15 protein-coding genes are annotated in these 16,317 nt (G+C 54.9%); all 15 read right to left on the reverse strand.

What is annotated here, in order from left to right:
- Window positions 1-110: 110 nt before the first annotated feature.
- Window positions 111-641 carry a hypothetical protein gene (locus M9H61_RS04920; protein WP_250283717.1) on the reverse strand — a complete coding sequence of 177 codons (531 nt, stop codon included), beginning with the start codon at window positions 639-641 and terminating at the stop codon, window positions 111-113.
- 460 nt (window positions 642-1,101) lie between these two features.
- Complete coding sequence (locus M9H61_RS04925; RefSeq protein WP_068518925.1) at window positions 1,102-1,341, reverse strand: DUF1467 family protein; 240 nt, start codon at window positions 1,339-1,341, stop codon at window positions 1,102-1,104.
- 95 nt (window positions 1,342-1,436) lie between these two features.
- A complete protein-coding gene (gene mce, locus M9H61_RS04930; RefSeq protein WP_008891215.1) occupies window positions 1,437-1,841 on the reverse strand; it encodes a methylmalonyl-CoA epimerase in 405 nt (134 codons plus the stop codon).
- A gap of 146 nt (window positions 1,842-1,987) precedes the next feature.
- Complete coding sequence (locus M9H61_RS04935) at window positions 1,988-3,664, reverse strand: ribonuclease J (RefSeq protein ID WP_181848943.1); 1,677 nt, start codon at window positions 3,662-3,664, stop codon at window positions 1,988-1,990.
- Between the two features lie 81 nt (window positions 3,665-3,745).
- Window positions 3,746-4,537 (reverse strand): type III pantothenate kinase, encoded by a 792-nt coding sequence (locus M9H61_RS04940; protein WP_250283719.1) that lies wholly within the window; start codon window positions 4,535-4,537, stop codon window positions 3,746-3,748.
- A gap of 34 nt (window positions 4,538-4,571) precedes the next feature.
- Complete coding sequence (locus M9H61_RS04945; RefSeq protein WP_250283720.1) at window positions 4,572-5,339, reverse strand: biotin--[acetyl-CoA-carboxylase] ligase; 768 nt, start codon at window positions 5,337-5,339, stop codon at window positions 4,572-4,574.
- Between the two features lie 2 nt (window positions 5,340-5,341).
- Complete coding sequence (gene nuoN, locus M9H61_RS04950; RefSeq protein WP_324788949.1) at window positions 5,342-6,781, reverse strand: NADH-quinone oxidoreductase subunit NuoN; 1,440 nt, start codon at window positions 6,779-6,781, stop codon at window positions 5,342-5,344.
- 11 nt (window positions 6,782-6,792) lie between these two features.
- A complete protein-coding gene (locus tag M9H61_RS04955) occupies window positions 6,793-8,310 on the reverse strand; it encodes an NADH-quinone oxidoreductase subunit M (RefSeq protein WP_068518921.1) in 1,518 nt (505 codons plus the stop codon).
- A gap of 6 nt (window positions 8,311-8,316) precedes the next feature.
- Entirely contained in the window at window positions 8,317-10,320 is a 2,004-nt protein-coding gene (gene nuoL / locus M9H61_RS04960) for an NADH-quinone oxidoreductase subunit L (protein ID WP_068518920.1), read from the reverse strand.
- A gap of 7 nt (window positions 10,321-10,327) precedes the next feature.
- Window positions 10,328-10,636 (reverse strand): NADH-quinone oxidoreductase subunit NuoK, encoded by a 309-nt coding sequence (gene nuoK / locus M9H61_RS04965; RefSeq protein ID WP_250283722.1) that lies wholly within the window; start codon window positions 10,634-10,636, stop codon window positions 10,328-10,330.
- Complete coding sequence (locus tag M9H61_RS04970; protein ID WP_068518919.1) at window positions 10,636-11,244, reverse strand: NADH-quinone oxidoreductase subunit J; 609 nt, start codon at window positions 11,242-11,244, stop codon at window positions 10,636-10,638. The genes nuoK and M9H61_RS04970 overlap by 1 nt, the downstream gene beginning before the upstream one ends.
- A gap of 83 nt (window positions 11,245-11,327) precedes the next feature.
- Complete coding sequence (nuoI, locus tag M9H61_RS04975) at window positions 11,328-11,816, reverse strand: NADH-quinone oxidoreductase subunit NuoI (RefSeq protein ID WP_068518918.1); 489 nt, start codon at window positions 11,814-11,816, stop codon at window positions 11,328-11,330.
- Between the two features lie 31 nt (window positions 11,817-11,847).
- The gene (gene nuoH / locus M9H61_RS04980) at window positions 11,848-12,861 is read right to left on the reverse strand and encodes an NADH-quinone oxidoreductase subunit NuoH (protein ID WP_068518917.1); all 1,014 of its coding nucleotides are present in this window, start codon (window positions 12,859-12,861) and stop codon (window positions 11,848-11,850) included.
- An 86-nt stretch (window positions 12,862-12,947) separates the two neighbouring features.
- Window positions 12,948-15,008, reverse strand: coding sequence for an NADH-quinone oxidoreductase subunit NuoG (nuoG, locus tag M9H61_RS04985; RefSeq protein WP_250283724.1), 2,061 nt, complete (start codon window positions 15,006-15,008; stop codon window positions 12,948-12,950).
- Window positions 15,009-15,035: 27 nt separating this feature from the next.
- Window positions 15,036-16,316: an NADH-quinone oxidoreductase subunit NuoF gene (gene nuoF, locus M9H61_RS04990; protein ID WP_068518915.1), complete on the reverse strand. Its 1,281-nt coding sequence runs from the start codon at window positions 16,314-16,316 to the stop codon at window positions 15,036-15,038.
- Between the last annotated feature and the right edge of the window lies 1 nt (window position 16,317).

Here is a 16,317-nt window from a genome sequence, read left to right on the forward strand (position 1 = left end):
AACTTCGGTTATCTGGTCCCCGCCCAAATAAGGTTCACATGCAATTGAATGCGGACCCTAATTTTCAATGATGGCAAAACTGCGATGACCAAAGTTCCACCATCGCCAGGTTACCGGAAACCCGCCGCACGGCATGCCGCAATCAATTCATCATCATAGGCATTATCGCCCAGGGGCTGGTCATTGAAATACACCCTGCCATTGCGATAGGTGATTTTGCCGACAGATTGCTCGCCGCTCATGCCGCTTGGTACTGCGATGCCGCTATATTCAAAGAAATCCAGCGTAACCGGAAATTCGATCTGTTTCGGCAGGGATTTGGTGATGTCGCTGCCCCCGTCCAGATCGGCACCAACAACCTTGTTGCCGTGAACATCGACGCCGGGTTTGTAGGCAACATCATCATCGGGAACATGCTGTACCAGGGCCTTGCAGGCTGATCGCGACACGATGATTTTGGGCTTTGCGGTTTCCGTACCGGCACCCGCGGGGTCGGCTTCGCCCGATGCCGGTTCATCCTGTTTGGTTGGCAGCGGGGATTCGGACTGCGCCAGTGCCGTAGATATCGGCCCCGTCACCAGCAATGATACGGCGACAGCCGCCAATAGTCTGATTTTATGACCAAAACCACGGCTTAACATAGGTTCGACCAATGGAATATTATGCATCTCTTAGTTTCACCCTATCTGTGTGCACTGCAGCATCGAAACATTTGTGAAGTTTGGTCAAAACAGCTTGCATAAAACTGAAACATGTGGCTTTTTAGTCCTCCGCTTTCGACGCAAGATCGTTGCGGAAGGCGTATCGCAGCCGCTCATAAAATTGCGGGAGGCTTTGTTGCCAATAAGCATACAAGAAGCAGGCGCGACGTCGAATTAAAACCTGTGCCAAGAAGCCCAGGTCTTAGGAGGAAGCATAAAAAGATTACGGGAAAACAGCTATAAAAATAGCATCTTAGCAAGATCCTTGTGATCTTGCTTTTTTTTTGCCCGCCGCTTTGATCCCGGTTCTCCTTGCAGCATAAAATGACAAAACCCCGCAGCATTTCGTGCGGGGTTTTCTGTTGGCGGGCCTGTTTTGGTGGTTTGACCGTACCCGGTATTATTTTGGCGGACGGACTTCGATCATGCCGCTGGTGATAACGAAAACCGCAACCACCCAAAGGATGGCTGAAATCAGGCTGGTTGCCAGCACCTTTTTCCACATATGGGCTTTTTGCGGGGCGCCGCTGTCATGACCCGGTTCAACATTTTCTGCCCGTTTCACACCAAACGGCAGCACCATGAACAGCACCAGCCACCAGATAACGATGTAAACCAGAAGTCCCGAAAACCAGTTCATGAAGATCTCTTTTGATGGTGGTGCTGATAGGACGGGCAGGATGGATGTACCCTGCCCGATTGGTCGGATGATGCCAAATGATGATTTACGCGGGCTCAAACCTGTTCAAGTTCGACCAGTGTGCCGTTGAAATCTTTGGGATGCAGGAACAGCACCGGCTTGCCATGCGCGCCGATCTTCGGTTCGCCGTCACCGAGCACACGCGCACCACTTGCCTGAAGCTTGTCGCGCGCAGCCAGGATATCGTCGACTTCATAACACACATGATGAATACCGCCCGACGCGTTCTTTTCCAGAAATCCCTTGATCGGTGAATTGTCTCCCAACGGATACAGCAATTCGATCTTGGTGTTGGGCAATTCGACAAACACAACGGTTACGCCGTGATCGGGTTCGTCCTGTGGCTCTGATACCTTGGCCCCCAGGACATCACGATATTGCGCGATCCCTGCTTCAAGGTCCGGTACGGCAATGGCGACATGGTTCAGCCGTCCAATCATGGTCTTGCTCCTGCGAATATGATCAGCCCGATCACCGACAATCTAGGATAGGCAGACGCCAAAAGACAATTCCCCATTTCGTCGAAAGGGTTATTATCCGCGCGCCCGCCCAATGGACTGTGATCAGGGTCGCATTGATTGCGCCATCAGCCCTTTTCGGTTACCCGCACCAGATGGACTTCGATCAATGGCCGTTTGCCAAGGCGTTGACGTACCGGACGACGCAATGCCTGACGGACGGCAAGGATAACCGCCGCATCATCAAGGACTTCATCATCATTAAGCTGATCAATCCGGTTGCCGATTTCCGCAGCAAAATGATCAAGCCGCGTCTGGTCATCGGGTTCATCAAACAGGCTGGGCGCGGTGATCATCGGATCGTTCACCATCTCGCCAAACTGGTTCAGGACCACGGTGACAAACATGACCCCGTTCCAGACAATCCGGTTACGGTTGCGGATGGTATCGGCATCACGTTTCAGCAGCCGACCACCATCAAGGGCAAGAATTCCCGCATCCGCCACGCCAATCACATGCGCATTGCCCGGTGACAACCGAATGACCGTACCATCATGGGGAATGACCTGTTCGGGGATCTGGCATTCCGCCCCCAATGCCGCCTGTTCGCACAGATGGCGGGTTTCACCATGCACCGGCACCAGAATTTGCGGGCGGGTCAATTGATACATCCGTGTCAGGTCTTCACGTCCCGGATGGCCAGATACGTGGATCGGCTCATCGCGGGCGGTAATGACCTTGATCCCGCGCCGGATCAAAAGATTCTGGATATAGCCGATGGATTTTTCATTCCCCGGAATTTCGCGGGCGGAAAACACAACCGTATCACCCGGATCAAGTTCCACCGTCGGATGGTCACCCTTGGCGATCCGAGAAAGGGCCGCGCGCGGTTCACCCTGCGATCCGGTACAAATCAAAAGCACCTGATCCTTGGGGACTTCCATTGCCTCTTCGTCGGACAAAAGGTTCGGATAGCCGGTAAGGTAACCGACTTCGCGGGCTGCTTCTGTCACGCGATTAAGTGATCGCCCGGCAAGTCCGACGCAACGGCCATTTTCATGCGCGGCTTCGATCACCGACTGAACACGGGCAACGTTGGTCGCAAAGCAGGCAACCGCAATGCGTCCTTGCGGATGTTCCTTAAACAGGGTCGACAGATTTTTGGCGACCTCGCCTTCTGATCCGGTTTTGCCTTCGGAAAAGACATTGGTTGAATCGCACACCAGCGCCATGACGCCTTCGTCGCCCAGTGCTTCAAGCTTCTTGACATCGGATGCTTCGCCGATCTGCGGATCGGGATCAAATTTCCAGTCGCCGGTATGAACGATCAATCCCTTGGGCGTGCGGATGGCAAGCGCATTGGGTTCAAGGATCGAATGGGTCATGGTGACAAATTCGATGTCAAAGCAGCCCAGTTTGAACCGGCCGCCAAGTTCGATCACATGGATCGGCACCTGATCGGCGAAATCGGTTTCGGCAAGCTTGGCCTTAAGGAATTCGGCGGCAAACGGCGTTGCATAGATCGGGCATTTCAGCCGCGGCCAAAGATATGGCACAGCCCCAAGGTGATCTTCGTGGGCATGGGTCAGAACAAGACCAAGCAGCTTGTCCTTGCGGTCCTCGATAAAGGACGGGTCAGGCATGACAACATCAACACCCGGAAGCCCTTCCTCACCAAAGGAAACCCCCATATCAACCATCAGCCACTGGTCATCGTAGCCATAAAGGTTCAGGTTCATGCCAATTTCGCCCGAACCGCCAAGCGGCACGAACAACACTTCGTCTTTTGGCAAATACAAATCCACTGACCGTAATCCTTTATTTTCGACGCTCAGATCAGGGGCGCAAAACATGCCCGCCCCCGGCGCAAACCTGATCAGGTCTGATCAGGCCTGTTTGGCGATCTTGTCGCTGTTGCGACGATAAATCATCAAAAGACCCAACATGGTCAGATCGCCGTGCAAATGTTCAATTTCATCTACAGCCTTTGCAAATAGCGGCGCAAGTCCGCCAGTCGCCACGACTTTGATATAATCAAGATTTTGCTGTTTCCGGATCCTTGCCAACAGGCCTTCAATCATCGAGACATAGCCCCAATAGACACCTGATTGCATGGCTTCGACGGTATTTTTCCCGACCACATTGCGCGGGGCTTCGATGGCAACCATCGGCAACTGGGCGGCTGCCATATGCAATGCCTTGATCGACAGATTGACCCCCGGGGCAATCACCCCGCCCAGATAATCACCATTGCCATCAACAACGTCAAAAGTCGTGGCCGTCCCGAAATCAAGCACGACCAGCGGCCCGCCAAACAATTGATGGGCGGCAACCGCGTTGACAAGACGGTCTGCACCGACTTCGCTGGGGCGATCCATGATGATCTTCATATCAAGATCAACCGCAGGATCGCCGACCACCATCGGTTCGACACTGAAATAACGGCGACACAAGGTCTTGAGGCTGAATTCCGCAGCCGGAACCACAGTTGCGATGATGGCACCGCTAATCGCATCAACCGGCACATTTGCCAGCGCAAACAGATGATGGAGCCAAACCCCCAATTCATCTGCCGTCCGTTCGGTGGTGGTTGAACAGCGCCACTGTCCCTTGATGGTATCGCCATCAAAAACAGCAAAGACGATGTTGGTGTTCCCGGCGTCAATCGCAAGCAACATGATGCTTACAGGCCTCCGCTAAATCGCAAGGTAATCATTCAGATCCGGTGGCAAAGAAAACTTCGCCCGCCCCGATACGGTGTTCGGTTCCGTTGTCTTCTCTTAGGACAAGTGAACCATCATCATCAAGTCCGACAAACGTTCCTGAAAGTTCACGTTCGGTCAATCGAGCCACGACCGGCTGGCCAATCCCGTAACCTCGCGACAGCCAGGCTTCCCGAACCGGGCCAAATCCCTTGTCCTCCCAGATTGGAAGCCAATGGGCGATCCGCGCCAGATAGGTCGATACAAGCTCGTCTACCGAAACCGGTGCGCCAAGCGCCGAAAGCGATGTCGCCGGTCGTTCGGCATCATCGGGCGCAAAGGCAACATTCACCCCGGTCCCAATCACCAGATAGTCGGTCGCCGATCCCTGATTGGATGCACTTTCCAGAAGAATACCGCAAATCTTGCGTCCGTTGACCATCAGATCGTTTGGCCATTTGCAATCGGGGCGCACCTGATTGCCGGTCACCATTTCGACCGCTTCGGCCATCGAGACCGCAATCAGGAAGGTCAGCCGTGCGGCTTCGGCCAGCGAACAGGTCGGGCGCAACAACAGGGATGAATACAGATTGCCAACCGGCGAGGACCATGCACGGCCGCGGCGACCGCGACCGGACGTTTGTGTTCTTGCTAGAACAAGGGCGCCACTCTGGGCGCCCTTGTCTGCGAGGCGCTTGGCCTCATCATTTGTGCTGTCGATCGCTTCCAGTTCATGAAGGTAGAAACCTTCGGGAAGACGGATCGTTCGCGCTGTCATGCTTACATTCCGAACAGGGATGCCGCAGCAGCCGCTGCGCTGTCCATCAGAAGGTTCGGGAAGAAGACAAAGGCCAAGATGACGATCGTGGCAACAGCCATGATCACATTCATCTCGGTGCCATTGCGATCGAACCCTTCGACCGGCTCGTCGAAATACATGACCTTGATGATGCGCAGATAGTAATACGCACTGACAACCGAGGTCACGAGACCGATAACAGCAAGCGTCACAAGACCGGCATCGACAGCCGCCTTGAAGACATAGAACTTGCCAAAGAAGCCAGCCAGCGGCGGGATCCCCGCCATCGAGAACATCAGGATCGCGGTGATCGCAGCCATCAGCGGCTTGGTTTTGGCAAGACCGGCAAGATCGGTGATCTCTTCGGCCATACGGTCGTTACGACGCATGCACAGGATAACGGCAAAGGTGCCCAGGTTCATGACAAGGTAAATGCCAAGATAAACCAGAATACCGGTAACACCATCCTTGGTGCCTGCTGCCAAACCGACAAGCGCAAAACCAACGTGACCGATCGACGAATAGGCCATCAGACGTTTGATGTTTTCCTGACGCAGGGCCGCGAACGAACCAACAGCCATCGACAGGATCGAGATCAGAACGATGATCTGTTGCCAGTCTTCGACAACACCGCCAAACGGGCCGATTGCGACACGGATGAACAGTGCAAGACCGGCGATCTTCGGCGCAACCGCAAAGAAGGACGTGACCGGGGTCGGCGCACCTTCATAAACGTCCGGGGTCCACATGTGGAACGGAACAGCGGAAACCTTGAAGCACAGACCGGCAAAGATAAAGGCCATGCCGACCATCGCACCAACCGGCAGATTGCCAGCCGTCAGGATTTCTGCAAGGACGCCGAAATTGGTGGAACCGGTGAAACCGTACACCATCGACATGCCATACAGCAGAATGCCCGATGCGATCGACCCAAGGATGAAGTATTTCAGGCCAGATTCCGTCGAACGCACGGTGTCACGGCGAATAGCAGCAACGACATAAAGTGCAAGCGACTGAAGTTCGAGACCAAGATACAGCGACAGCATGTCGGTTGCCGATACCATCGCCATCATGCCAAGGGTGGCAAGGGTGATCAGGATCGGGAACTCGAAACGTGCCATATTTTCACGTTCGGCAAAGTTCATCGCCATGATGATGCCGGTTGCAGAACCGATCAGGATCATGACTTTGCAGAACTTGGCAAATGCATCAGCACTGAACTGTCCAAAGAACGCGGTACCGCCCTCGCCCGTCATCACAAGAATGATGGCAACGACCTGAACGGCAACTGCCAGCCAGGAAACAGTACGGAACGCTTTGTCCTTGCCGGCGAAAACCCCAAGCATCAACAGCGCCAAGGCAGAAACTGCCATAAACATTTCGGGCAGTGCGGCCCCGAGGTTGAGCATAGAAACTCCCATGTTCATTCCCCTCAATTCGCGGCCAGCTGGGCGGCATGTGCCGCTGCAGCCTGTGCCGTTTCGACCTGGTTGACGAGGTTTTCAACCGAAACATGCATGATGTCGAGGAAGGAGACCGGATAGACCCCCATCCACAGAACGATGACCACCAGCGGCGCAAAGATCAGCCATTCACGCGGGCTCAGATCGAGGATGGTTTTCAGGTTCTCTTTGGTGAGTGCCCCGAAAATAATCCGGCGATAGAGATACAGCGCATAAGCCGCACCAAGGATCAGACCGGTTGCGGCAAAGAACGCAACCCAGGTGTTGGCTTCGAATGCACCAAGCAGTGCAAGGATTTCGCCAACGAACCCACCCGTCCCCGGCAGACCAACAGACGCCATGGTGAAGAACATGAAGATCAGTGCGTAGCTCGGCATACGGTGAACAAGACCGCCATAGGCGTCAATTTCACGGGTATGGATGCGGTCATAGACAACACCAACGCAAAGGAAGAGCGCGCCCGAAACCACACCGTGGCTCAGCATCTGGAAGATCGAACCTTCGATACCATGCTGGTTAAAGGTGAATGCACCGATGGTCACGATACCCATGTGAGCGACCGACGAATACGCAATCAGCTTTTTCATGTCCTGCTGGGCCAGTGCGACCAGGGACGTATAGATGATTGCAACAATCGACAGGGTGAAAACAAGCGGCGCGAAGGTTTCAGATGCCAGCGGCATCATCGGCAGCGAGAAACGCAGGAAACCGTAACCACCCATTTTCAGCAGCACGCCAGCCAGAATAACCGAACCGGCAGTCGGTGCTTCAACGTGGGCATCGGGAAGCCAGGTATGAACCGGCCACATCGGCACCTTGACCGCGAAGGATGCAAAGAATGCCAGCCACAGCCACAGCTGCATATTATAGCTGAACCCGTGCTCCATCAGGGTCGGGATGTCGGTGGTGCCAGCTTCGAAATACATCGCAAGCAGCGCAACCAGCATCAGGACCGAGCCAAGAAGCGTATAAAGGAACAGCTTGAATGCCGCATAGACGCGACGCTGACCGCCCCAGACACCGATGATGATGAACATCGGGATCAGGACGCCTTCGAAGAAGAGATAGAACAGCAGACCGTCAAGGGCGCTGAACATACCGACCATCATCGTTTCAAGAACGAGGAAGGCGATCATATATTCCTTCACGCGCTTCTGGATTGCTTCCCATGCCGAAAGAATACAGATCGGCGTAAGGAAGGTCGCAAGCAGCACAAACAGAACCGAAATTCCGTCAACGCCCATGTGATAGGAAATGTTCAGACCCGGCATCCAGTCCGCCTGCTCGACGAACTGGAAATCTGCGGTCGTTGCATCGAAGTTCACCCACAGCATCAAGGAGACGAGGAAGGTGAACCCCGAGGTCCAAAGCGCAACCCAACGGGAATTGCGGGCAACAGTCGCCTCTTCACCATTGATCAGCAGCAGCAGAGCTGCACCGACCAGCGGCAAGAAGGTGACGATCGAAAGAATTGGCCAATCACTCATCGCCCGTTAACCCATCTTCCAAATTGTGTAGGAGACCAGCGCTGCAATACCGATCAGCATTGCAAATGCATAGTGATAGACGAAACCACTCTGAATGGCGCTGACGCGACGTGCGATGTTACGGCAAGCAGCAGCAACACCATCCGGACCGCAACCATCAATGATGGCACCATCACCCGATTTCCAGAAGCCATAGCCAAGTGCAAAGGCCGGCTTGACGAAAATCTTGTCATAGAGTTCGTCGAAGTACCATTTGTTCAGCGCGAAGCGATACAGACCGTTGAAGGTGTTCGCCAGGGTGCGCGGAAGCGACGGCACCAGTTTGTACATCACAAGCGCAATGACAAAGCCGGTAACCATGGCAACAAACGGTGCCAGTTTGACCCAACCCGGAACATGGTGCGCATGTTCAAGCGCCTGGTGACCTTCGGCCATGAAGATGGCGCCGTTCCAGAAGGACAGCATTTCTTCATAGTCGCCACCACCGAACCAGTCCTTGGCGAACCAGCCGGCAAAGACCGCACCAATGGTCAGGAACAGCAGCGGACCAGTCATGACAGCCGGGCTTTCATGAACATGTGCCATGGTCCGTTCATCGGCGCGCGGCGCACCAAAGAAGGTCATGAACACAAGACGCCAGCTATAGAACGAGGTCATCAGAGCAGCAAGAATGCCGGCCCAGAAGGCATACAGACCAACACCGGTATGTGCCGCATAGGCACTTTCGATGACAAGGTCCTTGGAATAGAAGCCTGCAAGACCCGGGAAGCCGGTAATGGCAAGCGTACCGACCATCATCACAGCAAAGGTCAGCGGAACCATTTTCCAGATACCGCCCATCTTGCGCATGTCCTGTTCATCAGACATCGCGTGGATGACAGAACCGGCACCAAGGAACAGAAGCGCCTTGAAGAAACCGTGCGTCATCAGATGGAAGACACCAGCCGAATATGCCGACACGCCGCACGCAAAGAACATATAGCCGAGCTGCGAGCAGGTCGAATATGCGATCACGCGTTTGATGTCGTTCTGAACACAGCCAACCGTTGCGGCAAAGAATGCCGTGGTCGCACCAACAATGGTCACGATCATCAGGGTGGTTTCAGCATATTCAAAGATCGGCGACAGACGTGCGACCATGAATACGCCGGCCGTCACCATGGTTGCCGCGTGAATAAGTGCGGAAACCGGGGTCGGGCCTTCCATTGCGTCCGGAAGCCAGGTGTGCAGACCAAGCTGTGCCGATTTACCCATCGCGCCGATAAACAGCAGGAAGCAGGTAATTTCCAGCGCCGAGAATTCATGCCCCAGGAACATCAGCGTCGCACCAGCGACTTCTTCGGCATTGCCAAAGATGACGTCGAACTGAACGCTGTCAAACAGCACATAGACGGCAAAGATACCAAGGGCAAAGCCAAAGTCACCAACACGGTTGACGATAAAGGCCTTCATCGCAGCAGCAGATGCCGACGGCTTGGAATACCAGAAACCGATCAGAAGATAGGATGCAAGACCAACGCCTTCCCAGCCGAAGAACAGCTGGATCAGGTTGTCGGCGGTAATCAGCATCAACATCGCAAAGGTGAACAGGCTCAGATACGCCATGAAGCGCGGCTTGTCCGGGTCATGCGACATATAGCCGATCGAATAGATGTGCACCATCGAGGAAACCCCGGTCACAACGATCAGCATCACACAGGTCAGCGTATCAATACGCAGGGCCCAGGATGCATCAAAGCTGCCCGAAGAAATCCAGGTGAACAGTTCGATCGTCTGCGGGTTGCCGCCAAGCGCGACGTCCACAAAGGCAAAGATCGAAATGATAAAGGCAATAACAACACCGCAAACGGTGACAAGCTGTGCCACACGATCAGCCGAAGAAACACCATGATGGTGGTGACCATGCGCGTCATGCGGGGCATCTTTGGCGGTCGACATGGCGCCAACCAGCGTGATGGTCCCGGCAATGGCTGCCGCGATCAGGGGCAGGAATACAATCAACGGATACATATCTGCCTTACCCCTTCATCATGTTGATGTCTTCAACCGCGATGCTGCCGCGGTTACGGAAATAGACGACCAGGATCGCCAGACCAATTGCCGCTTCAGCCGCAGCAACCGTCAGAACGAAAATGGTAAAGACCTGTCCAACGAGGTCGCCAAGGAACGACGAGAACGCGACCAGGTTGATATTGACCGCCAGCAGCATCAGCTCGATCGACATCATGATGATGATGACGTTCTTGCGGTTCATGAAGATGCCGAAGATCCCGAGTGTGAAAAGGATCGCCGCGACGGTCAGATAATGTGCAAGACCGATTTCCATCAGATCCCCCTTCCGACCGGAACTTTTTTGATTTCAAGCGTATCAGCGCGGGAACGCTTGACCTGCTCGGAGATTTTCTGACGGCGGACACCTTCACGGTGACGCAGCGTCAGGACAATTGCGCCAATCATCGCAACAAGCAGAACCAGACCAGCCGCCTGGAAGATGTATGCGTAATCGGTATAGATCAGATGACCGAGTGCTTCGACATTGGTCACCCCTTCCGGTGTTGGCTGTGCGAGAACCGCAACCGCCCCGTCGGTAAGGGTCCAACCAGCGCCAACAAGTGCCAGTTCGACGAACAGAACCACAGCGATCAGAACCCCGATCGGCAGGTAGTTCAGGAAACCCTGGCGCATTTCAACAAAGTTGATGTCCAGCATCATCACGACGAACAGGAACAGGACTGCAACCGCGCCGACATAGACGACGACCAGCAGCATGGCGAGAAACTCGGCACCCAGCAGGACGAAAAGTCCGGCTGCGTTAAAGAATGTCAAGATCAGCAACAGTACCGAATGCACCGGGTTGCGAACGGTCACAACCGCAGTCGCGGACAGGACCGCGACGGTAGCAAACAGGTAAAAAGCCAAAGCCTGTACGACCATAAGGTACCCCCTTGGCGAACCGTTGCCGCCCTTCTGGCTGACAACGGCCCATGAACTCTCTTTCTAACGATCAGACGCGACACTTACCGGTAAGGTGCGTCTGCCTCCAATCGTGCAGCAAGCTCGGCTTCCCAACGCTCGCCGTTTGCCAGCAGCTTGTCCTTGTCATAGAACAGCTCCTCGCGGTTTTCGGTTGCGAACTCGAAGTTCGGACCTTCGACGATCGCATCTACCGGGCAGGCTTCTTCGCAGAAACCACAGTAGATGCATTTCGTCATATCAATGTCGTAGCGGGTTGTACGACGCGAACCGTCGTCACGCGGCTCTACCTCGATGGTAATGGCCTGTGCCGGGCAGATTGCTTCGCACAGCTTACACGCAATGCAGCGCTCTTCCCCGTTCGGGTAGCGACGCAGCGCATGTTCGCCACGGAAACGCGGGCTCAGCGGGCCTTTTTCATACGGGTAGTTCAGCGTCACTTTCGGCTTGAACATATATTTCAAGGTGAGCGCCATACCCGATACGAGTTCCGCGAGCAGGAAGCTCCGGGCCGTCCGATCAATAAATGACATCGTTTACCTCTCTCTTTCCGATGCGCGGCGATCAGGCCGGGACCTTGTCAAAAACAACGAGGAACGTGGCAACCAGCATGACCCATGCGAAGGAAAGCGGCAGGAAGATTTTCCAGCCCAGACGCATCAGTTGGTCATAACGGTAACGCGGGAAGGTTGCACGGACCCACAGGAAGATGAACAGAACGAAGCAGATCTTCAGAATGAACCAGATCGCGCCCGGGATGAATTCGAGGAACGGCAACGGCGCGCTCCAGCCACCCAGGAACAGAATGGCGCACAGGCCACTCATCAGGATCATGTTGGCGTATTCACCCAGGAAGAACAGCGCAAAGGTCATGGCCGAATAATCGACGTTGTAACCCGAAACCAGTTCTGCTTCCGCTTCGGGAAGGTCAAACGGTGCGCGGTTGGTTTCTGCCAGAATGGACACGATGAAGATGATGAACATCGGGAAGTGATAAACGAAGTTCCACTCCCAGATACCGCCGGTCTGACCGCGGACGATGTCGCTCAGGTTCAAGGAGCCGGTGGTCAACAGGACCGAAATGATGATCAGGCCGATCGAAATCTCGTACGAAACCATCTGCGCGCCGGAACGCAGCGCACCAAGGAATGCGTATTTGGAGTTTGATGCCCAACCGGCCATCACGATGCCGTAAACACCCAGCGAAGAAATCGCGAAAATATAAAGAATACCGACATTCAGATCCGCCAGAACCATGCCTTCGTCGAACGGAATAACCGCCCAGGCAATGATCGCGAGAATGAAAGTCAGCATCGGGGCAATGATAAACACGCCCTTGTTCGCGCTGCTTGGAATGATTGTTTCTTTCAGAAACAGTTTCAAACCATCAGCAAGCGGTTGCAAAAGGCCAAACGGCCCCACAACGTTCGGGCCCTTGCGGAGCTGGATCGCACCAATAACCTTACGCTCGGCGTAGGTCAGATAGGCGACAGCACCCAACAGCGGGAGGACAATCGCCAAAATCTTGGCGACGATCCAGACCAGCGGTTCAATATATCCGTCCCAAAGAAGTTCCATCGGTCAAACCGTATCTTTTGCGTTTCGTCCCAGAATTGGGACACCCCCTTGTGGGATAGGCGACGACGGTGCGCCGCCTATCTTACTCAGGCAACCTTCTCGGCAGCCGCATCCTTGACAAAGGCCTCGGTACATTTGGCCATCGTCACCGATGCACGGCTGATCGGGTCGGTCATATAGAAATTGCGAACCGGTGATGCGAAACCTTCCGGTTTCATGTCACCCGCTTTACCGAAATCGGTCCATTCCGCCTTGGTCGGAACGTTCAGCGACGCGAAGGTCGGGCTGAGTTCGACCATCCGCGAGCGAACGGCATCGATGTTGTTGTACGGCAGGGTCTGGTCAAGCGCACCCGAAAGAGCACGAACAATCGCCCAGTCCTCACGCGCGTCACCAACCGGGAAGATCGCACGCCAGCCCTGCTGGGCGCGGCCTTCGGTATTGACATACGTGCCGTTCTTTTCGGTATAGGCCGCACCGGGCAGAATAACATCTGCTGCCTGTGCACCGGCATCGCCCATGGCACCCTGGTAAATGACGAATGCCTTTTCCAGTTTGCTCATGTCGACTTCGTCTGCACCAAGAAGGTAGACAACCTCAACGTCGCCTTTGGCAGCGGCATCAAGAATGTCATTGGTTGCAAGACCGCCCTCACCCGGGACAAAGCCCAGATCAAGGCCGCCGACGCGCGATGCTGCGGTGTGCAGAACGTTGAAACCGTTCCATTCACCGGCAACCATGCCGAACTTCTCGGCAATTGCGCGGGTGGTCGCCAGAACGGCGTCGCCATCTTCACGGTTCAGCGCGCCCATACCGACGATGATCATCGGCTTTTCAGCGGCTTCGAGAATTTTGGCGAACTCGTTCTTGCCTTCGAGAATTTCCGAAAGGGTGTCCGGGCCTGCGCCAAGATACTCGTTCTTGTAGGTCGGATCCCATTTTTCGCCAATGATACCGACTTTGAAATCACCGGCGGTCGACCGCCAGCGTTTGCGAAGACGGGCATTGATGATCGGCGCTTCGGCGCGAACATTGGCACCAACGATCAGGCAGGCATCAGCCTCGTCGATACCGGCAATCGTGCTGTTGAAGATATAGGAAGCGCGCGGGCCGCCAATCTTCGAACCGTCCTGACGGCAATCAAGGTTCGGTGAGCCAAGCTTGCCCATCAGATCCTTGAGCGCGGTCATGGCTTCACAATCGACCGTGTCACCGGCAAGAGCGGCAATTTTCTTGCCATCGAGACCTGAAACCTTTGCCTTGATCGCAGCAAACGCTTCGTCCCAGCTTGCCGGGGTCAGTTTGCCATTCACGCGAACATACGGACGATCCAGACGCTGACGCTTCAGACCATCAATGGCGTAACGGGTTTTGTCCGAAATCCATTCTTCGTTGATGTCTTCGTTCGTACGCGGAAGAACACGAAGAACTTCGGCAGTACGGGCATCAATACGAATGTTCGAACCAACCGCATCCATCACATCGATACTGTCGGTTTTCTTCAGCTCCCACGGACGCGCGGTGAACGCGTACGGCTTGGACGTCAGCGCACCGACCGGGCAAAGATCAATCAGGTTGCCCGAAAGTTCGGAGTTGATCGAAGCTTCGATATACGGTCCGACCTCGGTGTCCTCGCCACGATAGACAGCACCCATGGTGCCGACACCGGCGACTTCCTCGGAGAAACGAACGCAACGGGTGCAGTGAATGCAACGGGTCATGATCGTCTTGACGATCGGGCCCAGTTCCTTGTCTTTCACTGCGCGTTTTTTCTCGGCGTAACGCGATGCATCAAAACCATAGGCCATGGCCTGGTCCTGAAGGTCACATTCACCACCCTGGTCACAAATCGGGCAATCCAGCGGATGGTTGATCAGCAGGAATTCCATCACGCCATTGCGTGCTTTTTTGACCAGGTCTGAATCGGTTTTGATCACCATTCCGTCTGCCGCAGGCATGGCACAGGACGCTACCGGCTTGGGCGCGCGTTCCATTTCAACCAGGCACATACGGCAGTTGCCGGCGATTGACAGGCGTTCGTGATAGCAGAAACGCGGGATTTCCTTACCGGCCTCTTCACAGGCCTGAAGGACTGTCGCCCCGGCTTCTACTTCAACTTCAATACCGTCAACTGTTAGTTTCGGCATGTCTCAATCCCTCTCAACAGGCCCCTCTCAGGCCGCGATCCGTGCGCGATATTCCTTGATCCGACGTTCCATTTCGGGACGGAAATGACGGATAAGGCCCTGAATCGGCCATGCAGCAGCATCGCCAAGCGCACAAATGGTGTGGCCCTCGACCTGTTTGGTCACATCCCACAACAGATCAATTTCATCAAGCGTGGCTTCGCCGCGGACCATGCGTGCCATCATACGCATCATCCAGCCGGTACCTTCACGGCACGGCGTGCACTGGCCACAGCTTTCATGCTTGTAGAATTCCGAAAGACGCGCGATCGCGTAGACAATGTCGGTCGACTTGTCCATGACGATCACAGCAGCCGTCCCAAGACCCGAGCCCACTTCACGCAGGCCATCGAAATCCATCAGGACGTCATCGCAAATGTCTTTGGGCATCAACGGAACCGACGAACCACCCGGAATAACCGCCAGAAGGTTGTCCCAGCCACCACGGACACCGCCGCAATGCTTTTCAATCAGTTCACGCAGCGGAATGCTCATCGCTTCTTCGACCGTGCACGGCTTTTCGACGTGACCGGAAATGGCGAACAGTTTGGTACCGTGGTTGTTTTCACGACCAAAGCTTGAGAACCACGAACCGCCACGACGCAGAATGGTCGGAACCGCTGCGATACTTTCAACGTTGTTCACCGTGGTCGGGCAGCCATAAAGACCGGCATTTGCCGGGAATGGCGGCTTGAGACGCGGCTGACCTTTTTTACCTTCGATACTTTCGATCAGGGCGGTTTCTTCGCCACAGATGTAGGCACCGGCACCAAGATGCAGGTAAAGGTCAAAGTCCCAACCCGAACCACACGCGTTTTTACCGATCAGACCGGCATCATATGCCTCGTCAATCGCACGCTGAAGGTTGGAGGCCTCGTGATAGAACTCACCACGAATATAGATGTAAGCCGCATGTGCATTCATCGCAAAGCTGGCAAGAAGGCAACCTTCGACCAGGGTATGCGGATCATTGCGCATGATTTCGCGGTCTTTACAGGTACCCGGTTCGCCTTCGTCGGCATTGACGACGAGGTAGCTCGGGCGACCATCGGATTCCTTGGGCATGAACGACCATTTCAGGCCGGTCGGGAAGCCTGCGCCCCCGCGACCACGCATACCGGATGCTTTCATCTCGTCGATGATCCAGTCGCGGCCTTTTTCGATCAACGCCTTGGTACCATCCCAGTTGCCGCGGGATTGCGCGCCCTTAAGGCCGAAATCCTGGAAACCGTACAGGTTGGTAAAGATACGATCCTTATCCTGCAGCATA

It is taken from the genome of Thalassospira sp. GO-4, from assembly GCF_023588965.1.
Lineage (GTDB): Bacteria > Pseudomonadota > Alphaproteobacteria > Rhodospirillales > Thalassospiraceae > Thalassospira > Thalassospira povalilytica.